Annotated in this window: 18 protein-coding genes and 1 tRNA gene; 5 read left to right on the forward strand and 14 right to left on the reverse strand. The window is 33.7% G+C overall.

What is annotated here, in order from left to right; translation table 11 throughout:
- The first annotated feature begins 46 nt into the window (after positions 1 to 46).
- Positions 47 to 2,617 (forward strand): alpha/beta hydrolase family protein, encoded by a 2,571-nt coding sequence (locus E0F98_RS04470; protein ID WP_165929284.1) that lies wholly within the window; start codon positions 47 to 49, stop codon positions 2,615 to 2,617.
- A 54-nt stretch (positions 2,618 to 2,671) separates the two neighbouring features.
- Here E0F98_RS04470 and E0F98_RS04475 read toward each other — a convergent pair whose 3' ends face one another.
- The 3 genes from E0F98_RS04475 to E0F98_RS04485 all read right to left on the reverse strand — a co-directional run bounded on the left by E0F98_RS04475 (position 2,672) and on the right by E0F98_RS04485 (position 5,529).
- Complete coding sequence (locus E0F98_RS04475; protein WP_132109417.1) at positions 2,672 to 2,935, reverse strand: DUF6520 family protein; 264 nt, start codon at positions 2,933 to 2,935, stop codon at positions 2,672 to 2,674.
- Positions 2,936 to 3,025: 90 nt separating this feature from the next.
- On the reverse strand, positions 3,026 to 4,522 hold the full coding sequence (locus E0F98_RS04480) for a MauE/DoxX family redox-associated membrane protein (protein WP_132109418.1): 1,497 nt from the start codon (positions 4,520 to 4,522) through the stop codon (positions 3,026 to 3,028).
- A 101-nt stretch (positions 4,523 to 4,623) separates the two neighbouring features.
- A complete protein-coding gene (locus E0F98_RS04485; protein ID WP_132109419.1) occupies positions 4,624 to 5,529 on the reverse strand; it encodes a helix-turn-helix domain-containing protein in 906 nt (301 codons plus the stop codon).
- 573 nt (positions 5,530 to 6,102) lie between these two features.
- Here E0F98_RS04485 and E0F98_RS04490 point away from each other — a divergent pair.
- The 4 genes from E0F98_RS04490 (at position 6,103) to E0F98_RS04505 (ending at position 12,225) form a co-directional block, all read left to right on the forward strand.
- Entirely contained in the window at positions 6,103 to 6,870 is a 768-nt protein-coding gene (locus E0F98_RS04490; protein WP_132109420.1) for a hypothetical protein, read from the forward strand.
- 40 nt (positions 6,871 to 6,910) lie between these two features.
- Positions 6,911 to 7,102, forward strand: a complete 192-nt coding sequence (locus E0F98_RS04495; RefSeq protein ID WP_132109421.1) for a hypothetical protein — start codon at positions 6,911 to 6,913, stop codon at positions 7,100 to 7,102.
- A gap of 312 nt (positions 7,103 to 7,414) precedes the next feature.
- Positions 7,415 to 9,559 carry an ATP-dependent DNA helicase gene (locus E0F98_RS04500; RefSeq protein ID WP_132109422.1) on the forward strand — a complete coding sequence of 715 codons (2,145 nt, stop codon included), beginning with the start codon at positions 7,415 to 7,417 and terminating at the stop codon, positions 9,557 to 9,559.
- Positions 9,559 to 12,225 (forward strand): tetratricopeptide repeat protein, encoded by a 2,667-nt coding sequence (locus E0F98_RS04505; protein ID WP_132109423.1) that lies wholly within the window; start codon positions 9,559 to 9,561, stop codon positions 12,223 to 12,225. The genes E0F98_RS04500 and E0F98_RS04505 overlap by 1 nt, the downstream gene beginning before the upstream one ends.
- 175 nt (positions 12,226 to 12,400) lie before the next feature.
- Here the strand turns inward: E0F98_RS04505 and E0F98_RS04510 are convergent, their stop codons facing one another.
- From E0F98_RS04510 to E0F98_RS04560, 11 genes are all read right to left on the reverse strand, one after another.
- Positions 12,401 to 13,648, reverse strand: coding sequence for a site-specific integrase (locus tag E0F98_RS04510; protein ID WP_132109424.1), 1,248 nt, complete (start codon positions 13,646 to 13,648; stop codon positions 12,401 to 12,403).
- A gap of 270 nt (positions 13,649 to 13,918) precedes the next feature.
- Positions 13,919 to 14,006 (reverse strand) — tRNA-Ser (locus tag E0F98_RS04515).
- 167 nt (positions 14,007 to 14,173) lie between these two features.
- Positions 14,174 to 15,307 carry a 3,4-dihydroxy-2-butanone-4-phosphate synthase gene (gene ribB, locus E0F98_RS04520; protein ID WP_132109425.1) on the reverse strand — a complete coding sequence of 378 codons (1,134 nt, stop codon included), beginning with the start codon at positions 15,305 to 15,307 and terminating at the stop codon, positions 14,174 to 14,176.
- 10 nt (positions 15,308 to 15,317) lie between these two features.
- Entirely contained in the window at positions 15,318 to 16,757 is a 1,440-nt protein-coding gene (locus tag E0F98_RS04525; protein WP_132109426.1) for an LptF/LptG family permease, read from the reverse strand.
- An 8-nt stretch (positions 16,758 to 16,765) separates the two neighbouring features.
- Positions 16,766 to 17,407: a LolA family protein gene (locus E0F98_RS04530; protein ID WP_132109427.1), complete on the reverse strand. Its 642-nt coding sequence runs from the start codon at positions 17,405 to 17,407 to the stop codon at positions 16,766 to 16,768.
- 4 nt (positions 17,408 to 17,411) lie between these two features.
- The gene (locus E0F98_RS04535) at positions 17,412 to 19,850 is read right to left on the reverse strand and encodes a DNA translocase FtsK (protein ID WP_132109428.1); all 2,439 of its coding nucleotides are present in this window, start codon (positions 19,848 to 19,850) and stop codon (positions 17,412 to 17,414) included.
- A gap of 22 nt (positions 19,851 to 19,872) precedes the next feature.
- Positions 19,873 to 20,247 carry a diacylglycerol kinase family protein gene (locus E0F98_RS04540; RefSeq protein ID WP_132109429.1) on the reverse strand — a complete coding sequence of 125 codons (375 nt, stop codon included), beginning with the start codon at positions 20,245 to 20,247 and terminating at the stop codon, positions 19,873 to 19,875.
- Between the two features lie 9 nt (positions 20,248 to 20,256).
- The gene (tpx, locus tag E0F98_RS04545; RefSeq protein ID WP_132109430.1) at positions 20,257 to 20,754 is read right to left on the reverse strand and encodes a thiol peroxidase; all 498 of its coding nucleotides are present in this window, start codon (positions 20,752 to 20,754) and stop codon (positions 20,257 to 20,259) included.
- A 187-nt stretch (positions 20,755 to 20,941) separates the two neighbouring features.
- Positions 20,942 to 21,199: a DUF6952 family protein gene (locus tag E0F98_RS04550; RefSeq protein WP_132109431.1), complete on the reverse strand. Its 258-nt coding sequence runs from the start codon at positions 21,197 to 21,199 to the stop codon at positions 20,942 to 20,944.
- 80 nt (positions 21,200 to 21,279) lie between these two features.
- Positions 21,280 to 21,588 (reverse strand): thioredoxin family protein, encoded by a 309-nt coding sequence (locus E0F98_RS04555; protein WP_132109432.1) that lies wholly within the window; start codon positions 21,586 to 21,588, stop codon positions 21,280 to 21,282.
- A 113-nt stretch (positions 21,589 to 21,701) separates the two neighbouring features.
- A complete protein-coding gene (locus tag E0F98_RS04560) occupies positions 21,702 to 22,340 on the reverse strand; it encodes a peroxiredoxin (protein WP_132109433.1) in 639 nt (212 codons plus the stop codon).
- Between the last annotated feature and the right edge of the window lie 174 nt (positions 22,341 to 22,514).

Genomic DNA, 22,514 nt, shown 5'->3' on the forward strand with positions numbered 1-22,514 from the left:
GACACTTTGTGGCACTATTTGCCGATGGGTTAATTTTTTAATTTTTTTGTTAGTTGCTTGCCCGAATTACGGACAGGTACTACCAAAAAAAGCAGTTACAGAAACTGATTATCATTTGTGGGGAACACTTTATACTGACAAAATATCTGATAAAGGTAACTGGGTAAGCTATGCGATGCGCTATGACGAAAGCCCTGATACGCTTTTTGTGAAGCGTACTGATGGAAAGAAGATGTATACTTTTGCTAAATCCAATGCGGGAGCATTTAGCGGGGAACGTCAATTTGTCTGCCGTGATACTGATGGACGACTATCTCTTCTTGATTTGGAGAAGGATAAGATCAACGTAATTGAAGAAGTGGAAACGTATTCCTTTTCGGGAAATGGTAACTATTTGATTACTGTGGAAGGAAAAGCGAAGCAGCGCGTATTACAACTCAGGAATAGTGGAGGAGAGCTACTGCAAAGCATCGCTGGGATTGATCAATTCCGCATGACTAGTACCAAAGATGCACTGGTCTGTACCATTGAAAACGGTGGCGTTTGCCAAGTACTGAAGGTATCCTTTGGGTCAACTATTGGGAAATCAGTAGTAGCTGAAAGTGGTAGTGGGAAATTTTCGCAACTGATATGGAATGCTGATGGTCAATCTGTTGCTTTTCTTAGAGAAAATAAAGATAGTATCAGTGGAATTAATCGTCCGGCTGTTTTCTGTTTTTCTGTAAAAAATACTACATTATTTCAAATGGAGCCCAATAAAATTCCAGAGGGTTTTTATGTGGAAAGCGGATTCGCAAGTGGTTTAACGCTTTCTCCCGATGGTAAAAGGGTATTTTTTACTATTAGGAAGGAAATTACTATTGCAGAAAAGTTTGATGGTGTGCAGTTGTGGAATGGCAATGATGCGGTAGTTTATCCTGAAAGGCAGACTGTGGGGGATGTCGAATTTAATACCAGAATCTCAGCATGGTGGCCGGAGCGCGATCGTTTTATGCTAATTACCGATGAAAGTAAACCCTTTGGTTTTCTGAATGCTAGTGAAGATTTTGCTATTACTTATAATACGAAAGATTTAGGACCGCAATACAAACTGGATCGCAATGTAAACTATTATGTTACTGATTTAGAAACGGGACGGAAAAATTTGCTTTTAGAAAACCAGTCTACAGAACTAGAGGCATCAAGTTTGTCACCCAGCGGAAAATACTTTGCTTATTTTAAAGATAACGACTGGTGGGTGTATAATTTTTTGACTCGTACCCATTCTAATATTACAGGAAGGCACGGATTACAATTAGCGGATTGGGAAGATAAAATTTGGCAAATTAACTACCGGATTGTAGGCTGGGGTATTCATGACGAATGTATTCTACTTTATGACCGGTTTGATATTTGGCAAATAGATTTTAAAGAAAATAAAGCTGTTCGACTTACTAGGGGGAAGGAGTCGGGAATTACATTTCGGATAGCTCCGCCAGTTGATAGCGAATTTTTTGTACCCTATTTTACTGGACATATTGATGCAGCGATCAATACTAAAAATAAAATAATGTTAAGTGCAAAAAGGAATAATGAAAGTGGTTACTTTATTCTTGGTCCAAAAAAGAACGTAGAACCGATTGTTTTTGGTGATTTTCTTACTACAAAAATACTAAAAGCCAGCAAAGCGAATGCGTATGTTTATGAATCACAGAAATATAATAGTCCGCCAGAATTAAGCATAAGCATGGGCAAGGAAGGGACGAGTAAAAAACTCTATCAGAGTAATTTACAGCATTATAAATATGCGTGGGCAAAGCAGGAAAAGATCTATTATCGGGATTCAAAAAACACACTTTTAACTGGGATCTTGTATTATCCTGCAGCTTATAATCCAGAAAAGAAGTATCCAATGATTGTACACATATACCAAACGCAATCCTATTTACTTCATTATTACATCAATCCATCGCTCCATAATATGGCAGGATTTAATACCTCTAACCTAACTGCTCAAGGTTATTTTGTGCTGCTCCCTGATATTGAATATGAGTTGGGAAATCCAGGGGTATCAGCTGCAGATTGTGTCATTGCTGCCACCAAAGCGGTTGTAAGTAAAGACGTAGTCGACAGTTCTAAAATTGGATTAATTGGACACTCTTTTGGAGGATATGAAACCAATTTTATACTGGGGCAGACCAATTTGTTTGCAAGTGCTATATCAGGGGCTTCTGTTTTTGATCTTGCTGGATGGTATCTTTCTATCGGTTGGACTGCTGGCAGACCTGAGATGTGGCGATTTGAGAGCCAGCAGTGGCGCATGGGAAAATCGCTGTTTGAGGATAGGGAAGGCTATGCGTGTAATTCGCCGCTTACTTATGTCAATAAAATTAAAACGCCTGTGCTCATTTGGACAGGAGAAGAAGATAGACAGATTCATTATTATCAAAGTGTTGCTTTTTATCTTGCGATGCAACGACTGAACAAGAGTGCCATCTTGCTAGTGTATCCCGGAGACGGTCATGCATTGGTAAAAAAGGAAAATCAACAAGACTTTGCTCATCGAATTGAAGATTGGTTTGGCTATTATTTAAAAGGAGAATCACCCAAAAAATGGATTGCTGAAGGAGTACAATAAGAAATGCAGGTCATAAGAAATTATGACCTGCATTAATTTTACCTTAAATTTTTTTTAAGGTTTGTGGGTCAATATCTCTGTACAGTCCGATGTTGGCGAAGGTTTCGCATACATTTGATCTGTTCCGTCAACACAAAGCACAGTTCCGATGTTATTACAGATTTTTTGTGGCTGACAATTGAATGGCGCCGTACGTTTAAACCCTTGCACGCTCGCGATTTCAGATTTAGTTGTCGAATCACTGGTGCTTACCGCACCTGCCGATGCCAACACAAAGGCGACAACGGGAAACATCATTTTAATTGCTAAAGATTTCATAATATTAAAATTTAAAAATTAACTAATGTGATCTACTCTTTTTTACAGGTTTTCGATCTGACCCCTGATACTGGCCGGTATGTCTTTCATTTAATTATTGTATTTATTTTTCAATGTTGCAGCTAGTTTGTAAGAAACAATGTTGGACCCTATTATTGCAAAAAAATGGGTATTGGTTACTATAAAATCATCAATTTTTTCACCGTCAATTTTGTAGATGTAAAAGCTCATTAAATAGGATTTCGTTAGAATGTCGTATACATCGATAACATTTGCATTTTTCCACATTTTTATTTCATCATATCTCCCAGGTAATGTTGAGTTTACGAACAACAGGTTATTATGGATTGCGCTAACTCTGTTTACCAATAATGGGGGTGCTGAAAATACCCTCTGCTTCTTCGCCTTTACATATGCAATTTTGATTTTAGCTTTAGAAGTGGTATCAATTGTGTTTCCGCGATGCACAAGGTTAAGATATTGATCTGAAACCGTATATTGATTGCGGTAGTAGTATAAGTAAACAAATTTTCTTTGCTGTTGACTGTACTGCATTGTTCCATCTGTATCGAATAATCCATCAATTTGTTTCTGAAGAAGTTCATGAGCCGATTTTTTAATTTGGCCATCGTTGAGGTTTACAGTTGCTAAAAGATTTTCTCGAGTATTGCTGAGCGTTCGAATTATGATGGTTGCGGAATCAATGAGTACTGCTTTTGTGAAACCGGGGATTTTTCTGGATTGTAAAACGGCTTTTCCATCACTTAAATTTCCTTTAAAAATTATGGGAACTGTACCGTCGAATAAATAAAAGTGGGGTGGAAGTACTCGTAATTGAATATTATGGAATTTGAACAACGTATCCGTAATCTTGATGTGCTGGGTTGTGATCACTTGAAGTGCTGTATCCAATGTAGTTATCAATGCTGGTGCCGAAGTATTTCCCAGAAATAGCTTACCATTGCTTTCGCCAGCAAAGTAAAAGGAATTGAATTTCAGGTTTTCTACAGTAATTCGTTTGGCAGGAAAGGGAGGAAACCTTCTCACAAAGTTATTGCGATGTTGCACCATGTCTTCAGAAATAAGAAACAGCCCAGCCATTAAAACTACACTTAGTAGCGATATTGCTACAAGACGTATGCTGATATAAAATCGCGGTTTATTCTGCCAATCATTGGAAAGATACAAAGCTGTCGCTGCAAGTATTACCATTGCAATATTGAAAATAAGATGCTCTGTCCAGTTCATGTTTTCAAGGATGCCTCCGCAAGAGCAGGGTACAAATGAGCTGTAATTGAGTATTATGTAGATATAAATTGTAAGTAGTAGCATCAGTCCAAATGCCGAGAACAATCCGATTATTCTGGTTTTTGGTATTGATAGCAAAATAGCTATTGCAAATTCTACTGTTAGTACTGCATAAGAAATATATGTAGCAAAGGCAGTAAGTAAAGGAGATTGAGCAAGCTGTATCTGAAAGTTGTGAAAATCCAGTAGTTTACTGACTGCTGAATAGACGAAAAGCAGTATGAATAAGTAACTAATACTGATCGTGAATTTCTCTTTGAATGTAGCAGTTACTTTCATTGTACTGTTTTTTTTAGTACTGTAAAATTGTAAATAAAAAACATATAACATTATGCAAATCAGGCATTTCGTTATTCAAAAAATAAAACAGTGCAAAAGCATTAGGGTAGAAGATCTTCTTCGGGTCTTGATAGATCACTTGGTTTGTAGCCAAATCTTTTTTTGAAGGCTTTATAGAAGTTAAGATAGCCCTTAAAGCCGTTCAGATATGCAATTTCTTTTAAAGAAACAGCTGTTTGCCGGATCATTAGATTTGCTCTTTTCAAGCGTTCCTCTTGATAAAAGTTATAGACACTTGTTTTGAAAAAATTTCTAAAACCATTTTTTAATATGTGTTCTTCAATAGCAAACATTTGAGCCAAGGAATGTAAAGTGGGTAATGGTTCATCCAGATGACTTAAAATATAATCATGCAGATTTTGCACCGCAGTAACTTCATTGTGTTTGCGAATTTTTGAACCAGAGAGACGGTCATTAATGTCACGCATCTCTTCAAGTATGGTTGATACTGAACTTACAATTATTTCATCGCTATATAGTAATCGTGATACTGTGCAAAATGACGGCAGTAGGTGATTGTCACCAGTAATTAAAATTAATTGCAAAGTAGTGTTGTAATTGGAGTTTTTATCTAATTCATCAAGAATACCTTTCCAAAGATCTTTCGATTGCTGAGCGATCAATTTTCCAAAGTCGGTATTGATAATTGTATCCGGTTTATATTTAAGAGTGTGTGGCACCTCATTATTAAAACTCAATAAAACAAAATCATTATCCAATACAAATGTTAATTGAATTAGATTTTGGTACGGATAGTAAGCACTGTTATGTCCTGATGCCAGACTTATTTTTTGGAGATCTTCCGCAATTTTATTTAATGCGACAGCAATACTTTTTAATTCATCATTGCTATTATCCTGGATGCGGATGGTCATATTTCCACTTGCCATTTCAAACAGCATTTGGTAAATACGTTTAATCCGGACCTGATTAAATTGGTCTGACATAATTATATTATTTGAAGTGATTTGCTGGAGGAAGAAAAGGAAAAACCTTTGCAAACCTATCTAAATAAATTATACGAAGCTAAAAGTATGGTGTGCAATTCGGGAATTGAATAGGTGTTTTTTAGTTAAAAGTGAGTGGTAAATCGTTTTTTAATTCCATAATCAAAGAGTAATTCTCGATGCGTTTTATAATTGATGTAAGGAGTAATAGGATTTATTGTAGTTTGTTTTTTAGGTCTTTACCTGAGATGGAAGATTTATGAGTTTAGGAGGGATTATAATAAAAATGATAGTTGGAAGAGTAGGAGGAAGGAATAGAAAGATGCTAGGAGGTGTCATTTTTTGTTTTATGCCGATGTGGGATACATATCAGTTGGGTATCCAAATAAATAGTTCTTTTGATTATTTGTAATAAAAACTTTATATCTATATTTGTTCAAAACGGACAATCAATAGCGACAATCAACCCAATTTTGAGTGTATAGTCGCTACTTTATAGCGAGTATAAGCAAGTTATGGGCAAGTTGACCGGAACGCAATAAAATCACTATAAAAACCAAAACGTCTGAACCAATGGAATATCCAGAAATTTTTGTAAAAAAAGCAAAAGAATGTAAAAAAACAGAAACCTATATTGGAACAGGTAATCCAAATGGCAAAATTTTAATTGTTGGTAAAGAAACAGCAACAGACACTGAAAACAAAGCAAATGGAAACGAACTGTACGTAAGATTTCAAAATGAAATGCTTCAAGATTTCAAGGAGAATGCTATTAAATGGAATTTAAATATAGAAAATCTAGTTAATGTAGATTCTTTACCAAATTGGATTGGAGGAAAAAATTCTCCTTTGACTTCAAATCCATTGTTCCCTTTTAAAAGTTTACATCCTAAGGAATTGAGAGAAGGTCAAACTTGGAGTAAATATCAAAAGCTACACGATTTAATATTTTTAAACGATTTATCATTAATAAAAGAAAAACAGATTGATTTTCACAATAATTTCTTTTTGACAGAGATGAATAGTTCACCCGCAAAATTCACAAAAGATGCTGACAAGAGCGGAATTCCAAATAGAAAACAATTTTTCAAAGAAAGTGATTTTTTTCAAAATTTTCCTGTTGTCATATTAGCTTGTAGCAATTATATCAATGGTAATGAAATCGAAGAGATTTTCAATGTGAGTTTTGATAAACAATGTGGAGTTGAAAAGCAATTATTTTGGACACATTATAATTCTGATAAAACAAAATTGGTAATTCATACAAGACAATTAAGCACAAATGTTTCAGACAATTTGTTGATAGAAATTGCTAATGAAGTTCGCAATTTCTTAAAATAAAAATTAATTAAAACCGATTAAACAAATAAAACACATTATTATGGCAGTTTATAAATTAAAAGCAAAGGGAAGTTACGGGAACATGTCTAAAGGATATGAATTTCAAGTTATTTCTTCAACAATTCCGACTCCAAATGCAACTGACATCGAAAAAGAAATTGAACGATTAGGTTTTAATTCACAAGCAAAATCATATAAAAGTGCTGGGAATTTTGAAGTAACAAAACTGTAACTAAAAACACAACCTGCCCATAACAGTGGTTTTGCTCAATGGCTTGGGCTTGGTTTTTTCCTGCGGAAAAAACGCTGTCCGCCAAAATTGGGTTTGTGTTTGGAGAGTTCGGTCTTGAATCACAAGCCACTGCGCAAATCCACGGGACGTTATGCCTCATTCTAAAAAGACGACAGTGCAACAAAAGAACGACAGAAATATGACGGAAAGAAAAGCCAATGCTTCCGCAAAATCAAAAGAGGTGCAACCCAACGCACAAGCCGACTCACGGTTGCACTACATTTGTTTTTTCCAAAACGTACAAATAACAATATGAATCTTAAGGAAACTTTTGCTGAATACGAGCTAACTCCAGGACAAACAAATCTTATTGCCGAATTGGAAGAATTTCTTGCCGACAAATCAACATGCTTTTTGCTTAAAGGTTATGCAGGAACTGGAAAAACTTTTATGATGAAAGGGCTCACAGACTTTCTTTCTACAAATAAAAGAAGTTTTAGAATTTCTGCACCGACAGGGCGAGCAGCTAAAGTAATTTCACAAAAGACAAAACACAAGGCATATACAATTCACAAATCAATTTATTCAAGCAAAGACTTGAAAGAATTTAAAGTAAAAGAAGAAGACGGAACAGAAACTTACAAATTCTATTACGACTTAAAGAACAATGTAGACCCTGCAAACACAGTTTACATAATTGATGAATCGTCAATGCTCTCAAATGTTTACTCCGAAGGAGAATTCTTTAGGTTTGGTTCAGGTTACTTATTAAAAGATTTAATTAATTATATCAATTTTGATAACAATGACCACAATAAAAAAATAATTTTCATTGGTGACAATGCACAGTTACCTCCAGTCAATATGAATTTTTCGCCAGCATTGGACTGCAAATATTTAAAAGAAAATTGTAACATTGAATCAAAAGAGTTTGAGCTCACAGAAGTAGTAAGACAAAAAGCGGACAGCGGAATACTTCATAACGCAACCAAAATACGTGAATCATTAAAAGCTAATCTTTTCAACCAACTTGATATTGAAATAAATTTCAAAGACATAAATAAAACGAAACACAAAGAACTTCTTTCAAAATATTTACAAGCTTGTAACAATAGCATTGATGACGAAACTATAATTGTGGCTCATTCCAACTCATCAGTAAAAGAGTATAACGACTTTGTTAGAAACCACTTTTTTCCAAATCAACAATTTCTTACGGTTGGAGACAAAGTGATTTTAGTTAGCAATAATTACAATCATCAAAAAATGGAATTGCTTAATGGCGATTTTGGCTTTGTAAAACAAGTATCGCCAGTAAATGAAAGCAGAGTAATTAAATTGAAACGAAAAAATAGAGTTGGAAAATTAGTCGAAATTGATGTTCGTTTGACTTTTCGCAACGTAATGATTGCTTTTACGGACGAAGAACAAAACAAACAAGACATCGAATGCAAGATAATTGAGAATCTACTCTATTCTCACAATCGTGATTTAAGTTCAGACGAGCTGAAAGCTATTTATATTGATTTCAAAATTCGTAACGGCTCATTAAAAGCAGGAACTAAAGAATTTAAAGATGCTTTGAGAGCAGACCCTTACTTCAATGCTTTAAGAATAAAATTTGGTTATGCAGTAACTTGTCATAAGGCACAAGGTGGAGAATGGAAAAATACTTTTCTAAATTGCAAAACGTCAATGGGTTATTTCAATTCAAGTTATTTTCGTTGGCTTTACACAGGAATCACAAGAGCAAAAGAAAATCTATTTGCAATTGACGAACCACATTTTAAAATTGGAAGTAACCTTCAACCACCAAGGATTGAAAATATCGCGCCCCGACAAGACATACTTGTTTTAAGTGATGAAATATTAGAAATGGAAATACCTTTTGACCTTCCAAACGAAACACCATTTTTAAGAAACATATTTCTTGCAATAAATGATGTTCTGAAAGATGCGAACTTGAAGATTAATTCAGTCAAACATACAAGTTATTTGGAACATTACACTTTCTCACAAGGAAACGAAAATGTAGTTTTCAAAATCCATTTCAACAATAAAAATAAAATCACAAGAATTGAAAAACCAACAAACAGAACAGAACTTGTTGAGTCAATTTATTCTGTGTTAACTCAACTTGAAAATAAAGCAATCATTTTAACAGAAGAAAAAACGACCGAATCAAAAAGCGAGAGCCTATTTGAATTTGAAAAACCATTTTTAAAAGAGTTTTATGACAGCATAAAACTGAAAATAGAACCCACCAATATTTACATCAATAGTATTGAACACAACTCTTATTGCGAAGTATATGAGTTTAAGAAAAACGGACTCATTGCAACTTACAAGTTTTGGTATGACGGTAAAAGCATCTTTAAGAAAACGGAAATTATTCCAGCAAGAACAACAGGTTTGACGGATGAAATTAATGAACTTCTAAAACACACTAATAATTAATGGATTCTAAAACTGTTTTTGAACTTAGAAATGAAGCCAAAAATTTAGAAGGTATCTCAAAACTCAATAAATTAACTGAGGCATTAAATCTTGCACAAAGATTATTTTCTGTCGAACCTTATGATGAGTGGATTCAAAAGGCATTTGCTTACACTCTAATTGATTTAAGTAAATACTATATTTTCAATAAAAACATCAATCAAGCTGGAGTTTATTATAATCAGCTACTTTTAATAAACTTTCAAGAAGTTGACGATATTATAGAAAGCCAAAAGAATTTTCTTCGTCCGAAAATTGATGTCAATTATACAGAAGTTCAAAAAGCAGAGGAACTAAGTAAAAATGGAAATCATCGAGATGCTTTAAATATTTTCAAAAAACTGATTACTGAAAATCGTCTAACTGAGCTTCACCACGAAGCTTATGGTTGGGTAATATACAGATACATAAAAGATAAAGAAAATGAATTAACCTCAATTCAAGTTAGAACCTTTCTAAGAGATTATATAGATTTAAAGAATGAAAGACCATCAATGCTTCATTCTATGATTTTGAATTTCGCACTGCATTATTCAAAAGACCATTCTGATTTCAATCTTTATAATTTCTTTAAATTATGGAATCCTTTAAACTTAAGGAATGAAGATAAAAAGAAGCAGCATTTTAATGATAAGGAAATCCCATCATTAATTTCAAGAATATTTAGAGAATTCAACGAAAAAGATTTATCAATAGATATTGACTTTCTAATTGAAAATACTGATTTAAATATCGGGGAGGATTTGAATACTTGGGAGTGTTTTTTAGATTGGGATGATTTGAATACTTCGGTTAAAATATACACTTCTACTCAAAAGGTATTAGATTTATTAAGAGAGCCTTATTTCTGGAGATTATTCAATGCCTACAAAGAAAATAAGAAGTCTGAACTATGGAATGTCTTCAATAAATACAATCAGACTTTTTCAAAATATGAAAGGTCAAAATGGCATTCTGAAATTTTGAGTATTGCCGAACGATATATGCAAGAAACCGAAGAATGGAGATTTTTAGATTTTTTCAAAATTTGGAATCCTGAAAACCTACTTGACGAAGACTGGAAAGAAGTTAAGAAAGATAACAAAGTTTATAAACCACTCGCTATTAAATGCATAAAAAAGACTTTTGAAATTATAAAGACCCAAAACAAAGAGTTTAGTGAAAATTGGTTGATACCTATTTATTCAAAAGCCGTTCAACTTTATCCAAATGATGAATGGCTTTTAAGGGAGAACGCTTTATTACTCATTAAAAACAATGAATTTGAATCAGCAATTAATATTTACAGAAAACTAGTTTTAGAGTTAGGCGACAAATCGTATATCTGGAATGAGTTTTCTTCTTGTTTCAAGAACAAAAAAGACTTAAAAATCGGAATGCTTTCAAAAGCTATTCAGCTTGAAAAAAATGAAGATTTTCTTGGCGATATTCATCTAGAACTAGCTAAGACACTTTTTGATAATGGCTTAATCGAAAATTGTATTGTTGAACTTAATTCTTATAAAATACATAGAGAATTGAAGGGTTGGAGATTATCAGAATCATTTATTGAAATTTCGAACAAAACAAAAAATCAGAACACTAACCTAAAAGACAACAAAAGTCTCTATGACAAATATATTCCTATTGCTGAGCTATATGCTTACGAAGAAATTGACTGGACAGAAGTAATATTGGTAGATAAATGGAAAAATGAAGGCAAAGAAAGAATTGCTTTTACAAATGGAAAAACAATTGATTTTTCAATTGGTAGCAGACGATTTGGTTTATTAAAACAATCATCAATAGGTAAAGTCTATAAATTTAAGTTGCACAAGCAAGAAATCAAAAAAGAGGTTGAAGCCAAATTTGCTTGGATGGGAAAAACAACTATCACAGATTATAAATACATTCCATTAATTGTTGATAAATCAGAAAAACCAGACTGGTCAATTCTTGATGATATTTATGCTACAATTGATTACATCAATACTGAAAAAAATATAATTCACGCCATTACCACGGATAACAAAGAAGTATTTTTCCCAAAAGGCAAAATTCAATTACAGATTGGCGACTTTATTAAAGCTAAATATTACAGCAAGAAAGTAAAGGATGAAATCAGAATTGAATTAAAAGACATTGCCAAGATTGACAAAGAAAATGCAGTTGTTCATTTTTCAAAAATAATTGCAGTTATTGATGGAGTAAACAAAGAAAAGAATCTTTTTCATTACGTTGGAAGCGCAACTGTTCAAGGTATTATTCGATTCACAGAAACCGATATAATTCCAGAAGAAGGGAAGTTTTTAGAAATATTTTACACTTCAAAAAAGCATAGAACCGAAAATAGAACAATTATTAAACCAATTCAGATTAATGAAACCGAAGAAATAAATCCTAAATTAATAAAGTCTATAAATGGTATTTTGGTATTGAAATATAAAACTAGTGGAGGTACTGTTGATTTTTATGACTTGGATGAGGATGATATGAGCTACACATCACCTGACTTTGGTTTTGTTGGAGATTTTTATGTTCCAAAAAATGTTTTATGTGAAAATAAAATAACGACGAATTGCAATATTACAGCAACAGCAATTTTTTCGGGAGACAAATGGAAAATCATAAAATTAGAAAAAGTATAAGCCACCGCATTTGGTAGCACATTTGCAGTTTTTTCCAAACGCAAAACGACACGAAAATGAACAAGTAAACAACGACTGAAGAAATAAGAACGAGGCATAACTGCCGTTTGGCAATATGTCGGGTTTTAGGCTTAATTTGAAGTTGGTTTTGTATTTGTGAGAATTTAAAAAAGTGTTAATTGGTATTTTTGATAATTTTATCATTGTTGCTGTTTGACATTTTGTTTCTTAAAACCATCATATCCTCACTCACTTTTTTATCCAATATTTTAGCATAGTGTTGTGTGGTTCTTATGTTTTTATGGCCCAACATTTTACTCACACTTTCTATTGGAACACCATTTGTGAGCGTTACAGTTGTCGCAAAAGTGTGTCGGGCAATGTGGAAGGTTAAATCTTTTTTAATGCCACAAACATCCGCTATTTCCTTTAAATAGCTATTCATTTTCTGATTGCTTAAAATGGGTAGCAGTTTATCTTCATTTATGCATTGTGGATGATTGGCATATTTCAGAATTAATTCTTCCGGTATAGGGAGGAGGGGAATACGAGAAGCGGTTTCTGTTTTTTGACGATGGGTGAATATCCATTTTCCACCATCAATACCCATACTGATGTTTGATACCGTTAAGTTTTTGACATCGATGTAAGCCAGACCGGTAAAGCAGCTGAAAACGAAAATATCTTTGACTAGGTTTAGTCTTTCAGTTATGAATACTTTGGAATAGATATCCTGAACTTCTTCTTGCGTTAGATAATCTCTTTCGACTTCCCTAATTTTTGATTTATAGTTTGCAAATGGATCTTTATCTAGCCATCCATTTGAAATACAGATTTTGATTATCTTTTTGAAGTTCTTAATGTATTTGACTGCTGTGTTGTTAGCGCATTTGCGGACACTTCTTAGATAGAATTCATATTCTGTTATGAAAGGATGGTCTATTTTATTGATTTCAATATCGGATATGTTGTATTTCCACTCCAAAAAGTCTTTGGTGTGCTTGAGTGAGGTTTTGTATCGCTCTAGTGTTCCAGGTGCGTATTCGAGCCCTATTAACTCTTCTACTTTCCGGTTGTGCTCTTCGAAAATAGGGATGAGCATACGTTCACGCTCATTGATGCCGAGAAGTCTATTTTTGAAAACTTCAATTGTGAGGGGTTCATTGCGGTGAATTAATTCCATTTGGATATCGAATATTTTTGATTTCAGTAAATCAAGGTATTCATTTAATGAACGAGCATTCTCTGTGTTGCCTTTCATTTTTGACATCTCAGGAGACCATTTAGCGGAATCTATGAATTTTTTGGTACTGAACTCTATTCGATTTCCATCTACAGTTAATCTTACATAGATAGGAAGTAGACCAGCAGCATTAGCTTTTGTGCTTTTGGCATAAAAGTGCAATGTGATTTTAGTTTTCATAGTGGTAACCTTTTAATTATTATTCAATTTAGATTTCTAAAGGATATCAAACAAGATGTTTAAATAGTGGACTAGTGTTAAATTAGCCATTGAACAGGTTGTTTGAAATGCTTAAGTTGATTCAGCGAGACCCTGATTTTTGAAAAATTCTAGGGTCTCGATTTTATCTCGTTAAGGATGAGATTAGATGAATAATTTGAATATGTCATAAAAGCAAAAACCCCGTAAATCATAAGATTTACGGGGTTTTGATACCATTTGTTTTTCTACTGGCGGAGAAAGAGGGATTCGAACCCCCGGACCTGTTACAGTCAACAGTTTTCAAGACTGCCGCATTCGACCGCTCTGCCATTTCTCCAGTGAGCGACAATCATTACCTGATTGCGAGTGCAAATATAAGCACCTTTTTCGATTATCAAAAACAATTTGAAGAAAAATTTCAACTGTTTTTTAAACTATTTTTTAATCGTTTCATTTCCTTTATATTAGCTTGAAAATATTTTTTAGAAATAAAAATAAAAAACTCTAATAGTTGACGTATTCTGTGATTTCAAGACCATAGCCAATCATTCCAACACGTTTTCCTTGCTCGGTATTAGATACTAATCGGATCTTAGAAATATCAATATCGTGTAAAATTTGTGCGCCAATTCCAAAATCTTTATTGTCAATTTTAAGTTTCGGTGCTTTCATGTGGCCGTCGGCTTGTAATGTTTTCAATTCAGAGATGCGACTCAGTAAATTTACCGACTGCATATCTTGATTAATGAAGATTACAGCTCCTTTTCCTTGTTCGTTTATTTTTTTAAACATATCGTCCAGTTGTTGGTCGGCATTATTAGTCAAGGTGCCCAAAATATCGTTGTTAACCTGAGAAGAGTTGATTCTGGTTAGAACAGGCTCGCCAAGGTTCCAAGTTCCTTTAGTTAAGGCAATATGGATTTGCTTGTTGGTAGTTTGTTGGTACGCTCTTAAACGAAAGGTGCCAAAACGAGTAGTAATGTCAAAATCTTCTTTCTTTACAATTAGGCTATCGTGTTGCATGCGGTAGGCTACAAGTGCTTCGATAGAAACTAATTTTAAATCAAATTTCTTAGCAACTTTAGCTAATTGTGGCAAGCGCGCCATTGTTCCATCTTCGTTCATTATTTCGACAATCACACCAGCCGATTTGAATCCCGCTAATCGAGCAAAATCTATAGCTGCTTCGGTATGACCTGTTCTTCTCAAAACACCTCCTTGTTTAGCGATCAAGGGGAAAATATGTCCCGGTCTGGCTAAATCATGTGATTTAGTATCAGAATCTACTAAAGATAAGATAGTTTTGGCTCTGTCAGCAGCCGATATTCCTGTTGTTACGCCGCCACCTCTTAAATCTACAGAAACTGTAAATGCCGTTTCCATAGGGTCAGTATTGTTTGTAACCATTACGTGTAATCCTAGTTCTTTACAACGGCTTTCAGTCAATGGTGCACATATTAATCCGCGACCGTGAGTTGCCATAAAGTTGATCATTTCTGGAGTTACTTTTTCGGCTGCAGCCAAAAAATCACCTTCGTTTTCTCGATCTTCATCATCAACAACTATGATTATTTTTCCTTGACGTATGTCTTCGATTGCTTCCTCAATTGTGTTAAGGTGTATTTTATTTGTGACCATGTTAGGTATTTTATTTTTTAGATGGAAATATTTTTTGAAATAGTTTTTGGAATGGACTTAAAATAAGGTCCATGTTTATTAGTCCTATGTCATTTGTTGCGCGATAGGTTAATAGGATAGCTAATGGTGTTAAGATAAAAGAAGACATCCACGCTCCCATAAAAGGAGACAGACCATTTTCTTGCGCTATTTTCTTGCCAAATGTATTTATAAAGTGATAGGAGATAAAGATAAGTACTGCAAATATAATAGGTAGACCAAGTCCTCCTTTTCTAATGATGGCACCTAAGGGTGCTCCTATAAAAAACATCATAAAACAAGCATAAGCGATTACAAATTTATCGTAAAAGGCAAGTTGATGGTTGTTGATGTTTTTCTGCTTACTTTCAAAATTGACTTTAGTAGCATCGATAGAGTAGCCTGTGCTTACGGTGTTGCTATTTGCCATTTTCAAAATCTCTAATTTCTGCCTATTGTTATATAAAGCTAAAATGTCAGCGGGAAGTGGCTTCTCTTTTTCTTTGGCTGTTTTAGGAACGATATTTTTTGAGGTAATTCCTGTTCTCGAATTAATATTTTCCGAATTGGATACAATTTCGCTTTTCAAATTTTTATGTAAGGAATCTAAGGTGTAGCTCAATTCATTAATGGTCAACATAGTATTAGTGTTGGCAATATTATTTTCGTTTACATCTACTTTATTGAGTTGCGATAAATCGATATTAAGAGTGTATTTTTTAAAAGCGCTTTTTGCGAAAGGCATTTTTATTCGGTCTTCATATTTCTTTGGAACTAGATCTTCATAATAGTTACCGTCATTTAGAACAAGTTGTAAGATGCTGGATGTTTCACTGCTAACTAATTTTCCGTCTTTAGCTTTGATGACCGTCTTGCTACCGTCTCCAACACTTGATTTCTTATGGATCGTAACACCAGTTAAAACGCTTCCATTTTCTCCCGACTTTTTATTGACTTTGATGTTGTAATCTCCTACGTCACTAAACTGACCTTCGGCAATGGCCATGGCGGGTTTTACTTGCGCGATATTTTTTCTGAAATTGATAAACTTATATTCGGCAAAGGGAATTACATTATTGGCAAAAAAGAAGGCGACGATACTAAGCAAAAGTATAAAAGCCGTAAGGCCTCTCATCGCTCTTTGCAACGATATACCTGCAGATTTCATTGCAGCAAACTCATAGTTCTCGGCTAAGCTTCCAAAGCTCATTATCGAAGCTAATAATATGGAAAGGGGCAATACCAGCGGAATAATTCGAGGCATCGAGAACATTAAAAACTTAATGACTAAAGCAAAATCTAAATCTTTACCAGCAAGTTCTGCTATAAAGAGCCATACTGTTTGCAATATGAATATAAAAAACAAGATTACAAATACCGTAGTAAATGTAATCAGGAATGTTTTTAATAAGTATTTGTCGAGAATTTTCACCTAAAGATTTAATCTAATTTATTGATGTAGTAATTTGGATATTTACTTTCGGCAAAGATAAATTGATTTTTTGACAAAGGTTGATTGGTTTTAAAAGAATTAACGGTTAAAGTAGTTTTTGTTCCTTTTTTACCTACTTCTATCAAATTATAGATGTGTTTCGTTTGTACATCGATCCCTAATAGTATTTCTTTTCTCTGATCTTTAGCGTTAGTAGGAATTAATTTGATGTACTGTATTTTGCGACCTCTTACATCTTGCAGAATATCCATCGAATATTTATAGCCGCTATTAAAAAAAGTTAACATTTTTGAAGGTGTAATCGCACTGTCGTCTTTTTCGTTAAAACTCGAAATTGTAATTTCTTCATCTTCAGGAACGATGGTGTAGGTTTTTTTTCCGTCAAAAATTTTAGTTATTCCCATGAAATTCAATACGTATTGATTGTTTTTCATAGTAACATTTCCCTTACTATCTTGATTTATATTTTCTCTAGAATTGTTTAAAGAATATTTAAAATCAATTACAATATTGTTATAACTTCTAACTTTTGCTGTTACCTGATCTAAAAGTGCTTTCGCATTTTTATCTTGTGCTTGTGTCGAAAAGCTAAAAAGTAGTACAAATGTAATTAGAATGATTTTTTTCATGGTTTTAATTGTTTTGTTCATTGTTAAAAAATTGATCAAGAGAACTCATGTCCAGAATATTAACACCACGTGCTTTACTTCCTTCAAAAGGACCTACAATTCCTGCTGCTTCTAGTTGGTCGATTAATCTACCAGCTCTGTTGTAGCCCAGCTTTAGTTTTCTTTGTAACAATGATGCTGAGCCTTGTTGTGCATTAACAATAATTTCGGCAGCTTCTCTAAACAAAGTATCTCTTTCGGAAATATCTACATCAAGATTGATGCCACTATCTTCTCCCACGAATTCTGGAAGCAAATAAGCTGTAGCGTATGCTTTTTGGGATCCAATAAAATCAGTTATTTTTTCTACCTCAGGCGTGTCTATAAAAGCACATTGAATTCGCACCACATCATTACCGTTTGTATAAAGCATGTCTCCGCGTCCTATCAGCTGATCTGCTCCAGAAGTGTCTAAAATTGTTCTTGAATCAATTTTTGATGTTACTCTAAAAGCGATTCTCGCAGGGAAGTTGGCTTTGATCAAACCTGTAATTACATTTACAGATGGTCTTTGCGTGGCAATAATCAAATGGATACCAATTGCTCTGGCTAATTGTGCCAAACGGGCAATGGGAACTTCGACTTCTTTTCCAGCAGTCATAATCAAATCGGCAAACTCATCTACTACTAATATAATGTAAGGTAAAAAGCGATGTCCGTTTTCAGGATTTAGTTTTCGAGCCTTAAATTTATCATTGTATTCTTTAATGTTTCGCACCATCGCATCTTTTAACAGCGAATAACGATTGTCCATTTCTACACAAAGAGAATTCAAGGTATTTACCACCTTTGCGTTATCTGTAAGAATAGCATCTTCACCATCAGGAAGTTTGGCTAAATAGTGTCTTTCAATTTTATTAAAAAGAGTCAGCTCCACTTTTTTAGGGTCGACCAATACAAATTTAACTTCGGCGGGGTGTTTTTTGTACAATAAAGAAGTTAGAACTGCATTTAAACCAACCGATTTTCCTTGTCCAGTGGCACCCGCCATCAATAGGTGAGGCATTTTAGCAAGATCTACCACAAAGGTTTCGTTAGAAATAGTTTTTCCTAAAGCAATAGGCAATTCCATTTCAGCTTCTTGAAATTTAGCCGAACCAATCACACTTTTCATAGAAACCATCGTTGGATTCTTATTCGGCACTTCGATACCTATTGTTCCTTTTCCAGGAATAGGGGCGATGATACGAATTCCTAATGCCGAAAGGGATAAGGCAATATCGTCTTCGAGATTCTTAATTTTTGAAATACGAATTCCTGCTTCTGGAACGATTTCATATAAGGTTACAGATGGTCCAACAGTTGCCTTGATTTGCGCAATTTCAATTTTATAATTGCGCAGTGTATCAACAATTCTATTTTTATTTTCTTCTAGTTCTTCCTGGTTAATTGTGATTCCACCAGTTGAATATTCTTTTAAAAGATCAATTGTAGGGTATTTATAGTTGGATAAATCCAAAGTAGGATCGAATAAACCAAAATCGGATACAAGTCTAGAAGCCAAATTCTCTTCAATAAGATCTTCTTCGGGCGCAGTTTCGATCACAAAGGAATCATCAACAGCGTTTTGATCTGTCAGAATTTCTTCGACTACTTTCGGTTTAGAAATAGGGTCAAGATTGATTTCTGAAGATTTACTAATAGTTGGTTTTAAAGCTTCTTTATTAACTTCAAATTGAGATGGCTTTGCAACTGGAATACTGTTTTCTAGTTCTTTTTCTTCTGTTAGAGCAAACTCTTCTAAATTATAAGAGTTTCCTGTTTTAGCAACAGAAGGAGAACCTAAATCAGACTTAATTTCTTTTTTTGTATTTTCGAAAAAGGACTGAATTCTTTCTGGAGATAGTTTTAGTTTAAATATAACATAGATAATTAAACCAAAAATTAACAGTAATAATGTTCCTGTTTTTCCAATATAATCCTGCAAGAACAAATTCAATTCATAACCGATTGTTCCTCCTAATTCTGGAAGGGAAGTGGCGAAAAAGCCAAATAAAATCGACAAAACAATAATCGCAAATAAATCCCAAAACCAGATTCCTTTCAATTTATTAAAAGAAATTCCCAAGATTAAAAAGATTCCTGTTAGAAAAAATAAGCGCACAAAAAGAAACGAAGCAACCCCAAATCCTTTGTAAACAATTGCATCTGCTAATAAAGCGCCAAATTTCCCCAACCAATTCTGCACAACTTCTGAGCGATCTGTGAGTTGTGAAACAGCACTTTGATCTGCTTGGCCGTGAATATAAAAGGAGATAAAAGCAAGCAGTAAAGCAACAGAAAATAAGATAAAGAGACTACCCAGCACGATTTTGTGCTGTTTCGTTAATACCCGCGATGTACCTACTTTAGCTTTTGAGTTGATTTTCTTGTCTAAAGTTTCTTTTTTTATTGTTTTTGCCATTCTTGATTGTATGTACTACTGCTTAAAAAATAAGGGGAACGTATATGATTAAACCGATTATTATTGCAGTTATTCCCGCAAAAAAAACTGCTCCCGCTGCAATGTCTTTTATGAAGCCAATTCTTTCATCATAATTAGGATGAATAAAATCAGCTATTTTTTCTACAGCCGTATTCAGTCCTTCAATACTCATCACAAAACCGATTGCCAAAGTTTGAAAAAGCCATTCGGTTGCCGAAATATGAAAATAAAATCCAGCGATGGTGACTAAAATTCCTAATGAAAATTGTATCATTATGCTGTGCTCTGTAGTGATTAATTTCACTGCCCCTTTTACGGCATAATTAACACTTTTTAGTCTTCCTGTGATGAAGCTATTGTCTTTTTGAAATTCCATTAAATAAAATTATAGTACTGCTAAAGCAGCTGCATAATTTGGTTCATTAGCAATTTCAGGAACTTGCTCCGTATGGATAATAGTACCGTTTGTGTCAACCACAATTAGCGCTCTAGAGTGTAATCCAGCTAATGGACCATCAAGAATTTCAAGACCGTTTGCTTTACCAAAATCTCCATTGTTGAAATCAGATAGGTTTATTACATTTTCAAGTCCTTCAGCACCACAAAAACGTTTTTGAGCAAAAGGTAAATCTCTTGAAACGCATAATACAGCCGTGTTTTCTAATTTTCCAGCACTCGAGTTGAATTTTCTTACTGAGGTAGCACAAGTCCCAGTATCTATGCTTGGGAATATATTTAACACTAATCTTTTTCCAGCAAAATCACTTAGTGAAGCGACAGAAAGATCGTTGTTTATTAATTTAAAGTCAGACAGTTGTGTTCCCACTTTTGGTAATTCTCCTGAAGTATTTATTGGATTTCCTCCTAATGTAATTGATGCCATGATATGTGTTTTTTAATGAAGTTCAAAAGTATGAAAATTAATTAAGAATTAGGATTTAAGCTGTAAGATTTTAGTACGGGGAACAAAGGTTTCTAATCAAGTGGGTTTTCGATAAATAGGAGATAAATGAAAAAAACGCAGCCATTTCTGAGTGCGTTTTTTCTATAGTAGCGGTATAAAAGAGTTTCTATTTGTCGATAGAACCCAGCACTCTTTTCATAAAAGTGTTTAGGGCTTCTTTTTTATCTGTTCCGGATTTTACTAATTTATTTACTTCTAAAGCTCCGTACATATTCGAAATCAATTCACCTATAACATCTAATTCTTCGTCTTTCAAAGACGGGATTTCTGTCATTGCTTCCAGAACTTCAATCGTTTCAATGATATAATCTTGATCGTTTTCTTCAATAAACTGAGTCAAATGCTTTATTACAGGTAATTTCATTTTTTTAAATTTAGGAATTCTGATTTAGGATTGAGGAATAAACAAATACTATTTAGGAATTGTAATTTGAGTTCTAGGAATTAAACAATTTCATTTACTAATTCAATTAGTACTTCTTGCTTATTAGTTTGCGTTTCGTTTACCAAAACTCCGTTTACAAACGTAGCAAAAGTTGGTAGGTTACTCACATTGGCCATTTTTCTTGACTCAGGAGAGTTTTCAGCATCAACAAGGACAAAAGCAATTGCTTCGTTTTCTGAAGCCAATTTTTTGAATTTTGGTTTCATTATTCGACAATTTCCACACCAAGAAGCCGAAAATTGAACTACTACTTTCTCGTTTTTAGTTACTAAATCCTGTAATGTATCTTCGTTTAAATCTATTAACATGTTTTTCTTTTTAAATTCAATTTCAAAAATTAAATGGTAATTTCAAAAATTAATGGCAATATCAATATTCAATAATTAAAATTGATATTGCCATTGATATTGATTTTTTATTCTTAGTTCAAGCTTAAATATGCAGCAGTACTGTTTCTGTCAGCGCTCATCGCTTCTTTACCAGCCTCCCAGTTTGCAGGACATACTTCTCCTTTTTCTTGGATATGAGTATAAGCATCAACCATACGTAAATATTCATTTACATTACGACCTAGTGGCATATCGTTTACACTTTCGTGGAAAATTTTTCCAGTTTCGTCAATTAAGTAAGTAGCTCTAAAAGTTACATTCGATCCTTCGACAATTACAGAGTCAGTTTCTTCACTATATTCTGTAGAATCGACATCAAGAATACCTAATATGTTAGATAAGTTTCTGTTTGTATCAGCAAGAATTGGGTAAGTTACACCTTCAATTCCACCGTTGTTTTTTGGAGTGTTTAACCAAGCAAAATGCACTTCACTTGTATCGCAAGAAGCACCAATTACGATTGTATTTCTTTTTTCAAATTCCGGTAATGCTGCTTGAAAAGCGTGTAGTTCCGTTGGGCATACAAATGTAAAATCTTTTGGGTACCAAAATAATAATACTTTTTTGTTGTTTTTTGTAGCTTCTTCGAAAATGTTGATTTTTAAGTTGTCACCCATTTCTGAGATAGCGTCAACTGCAATACTTGGGAATTTTTTACCTACTAATGACATAATAATATATTTTATTGTTTTTTTAATGTTTTGCAAAAATAGGCATTAAGCTCGTATTTAAAGAATCAATTCCAATTATATATTTTTATTAAGCAATAGATTTTAACTATAAAAACAAAAAAAATACCATAACTGAAAGAGAGCTATGGTATTATGATTTTATGGAGATTTTTG

Origin of the sequence: Flavobacterium hiemivividum, from assembly GCF_004349145.1 — a bacterium.
GTDB classification, from domain to species: domain Bacteria; phylum Bacteroidota; class Bacteroidia; order Flavobacteriales; family Flavobacteriaceae; genus Flavobacterium; species Flavobacterium hiemivividum.

Coding starts and splice junctions, on each gene's coding strand:
- E0F98_RS04475 (WP_132109417.1), bottom strand. CDS start 2,935: ATGAAATCTTTAGCAATTAAAATGATGTTTCCCGTTGTCGCCTTTGTG.
- E0F98_RS04480 (WP_132109418.1), bottom strand. CDS start 4,522: ATGAAAGTAACTGCTACATTCAAAGAGAAATTCACGATCAGTATTAGT.
- E0F98_RS04485 (WP_132109419.1), bottom strand. CDS start 5,529: ATGTCAGACCAATTTAATCAGGTCCGGATTAAACGTATTTACCAAATG.
- E0F98_RS04490 (WP_132109420.1), top strand. CDS start 6,103: ATGGAATATCCAGAAATTTTTGTAAAAAAAGCAAAAGAATGTAAAAAA.
- E0F98_RS04495 (WP_132109421.1), top strand. CDS start 6,911: ATGGCAGTTTATAAATTAAAAGCAAAGGGAAGTTACGGGAACATGTCT.
- E0F98_RS04500 (WP_132109422.1), top strand. CDS start 7,415: ATGAATCTTAAGGAAACTTTTGCTGAATACGAGCTAACTCCAGGACAA.
- E0F98_RS04505 (WP_132109423.1), top strand. CDS start 9,559: ATGGATTCTAAAACTGTTTTTGAACTTAGAAATGAAGCCAAAAATTTA.
- E0F98_RS04510 (WP_132109424.1), bottom strand. CDS start 13,648: ATGAAAACTAAAATCACATTGCACTTTTATGCCAAAAGCACAAAAGCT.
- ribB (WP_132109425.1), bottom strand. CDS start 15,307: ATGGTCACAAATAAAATACACCTTAACACAATTGAGGAAGCAATCGAA.
- E0F98_RS04530 (WP_132109427.1), bottom strand. CDS start 17,407: ATGAAAAAAATCATTCTAATTACATTTGTACTACTTTTTAGCTTTTCG.
- E0F98_RS04535 (WP_132109428.1), bottom strand. CDS start 19,850: ATGGCAAAAACAATAAAAAAAGAAACTTTAGACAAGAAAATCAACTCA.
- E0F98_RS04540 (WP_132109429.1), bottom strand. CDS start 20,247: ATGGAATTTCAAAAAGACAATAGCTTCATCACAGGAAGACTAAAAAGT.
- tpx (WP_132109430.1), bottom strand. CDS start 20,754: ATGGCATCAATTACATTAGGAGGAAATCCAATAAATACTTCAGGAGAA.
- E0F98_RS04550 (WP_132109431.1), bottom strand. CDS start 21,199: ATGAAATTACCTGTAATAAAGCATTTGACTCAGTTTATTGAAGAAAAC.
- E0F98_RS04555 (WP_132109432.1), bottom strand. CDS start 21,588: ATGTTAATAGATTTAAACGAAGATACATTACAGGATTTAGTAACTAAA.
- E0F98_RS04560 (WP_132109433.1), bottom strand. CDS start 22,340: ATGTCATTAGTAGGTAAAAAATTCCCAAGTATTGCAGTTGACGCTATC.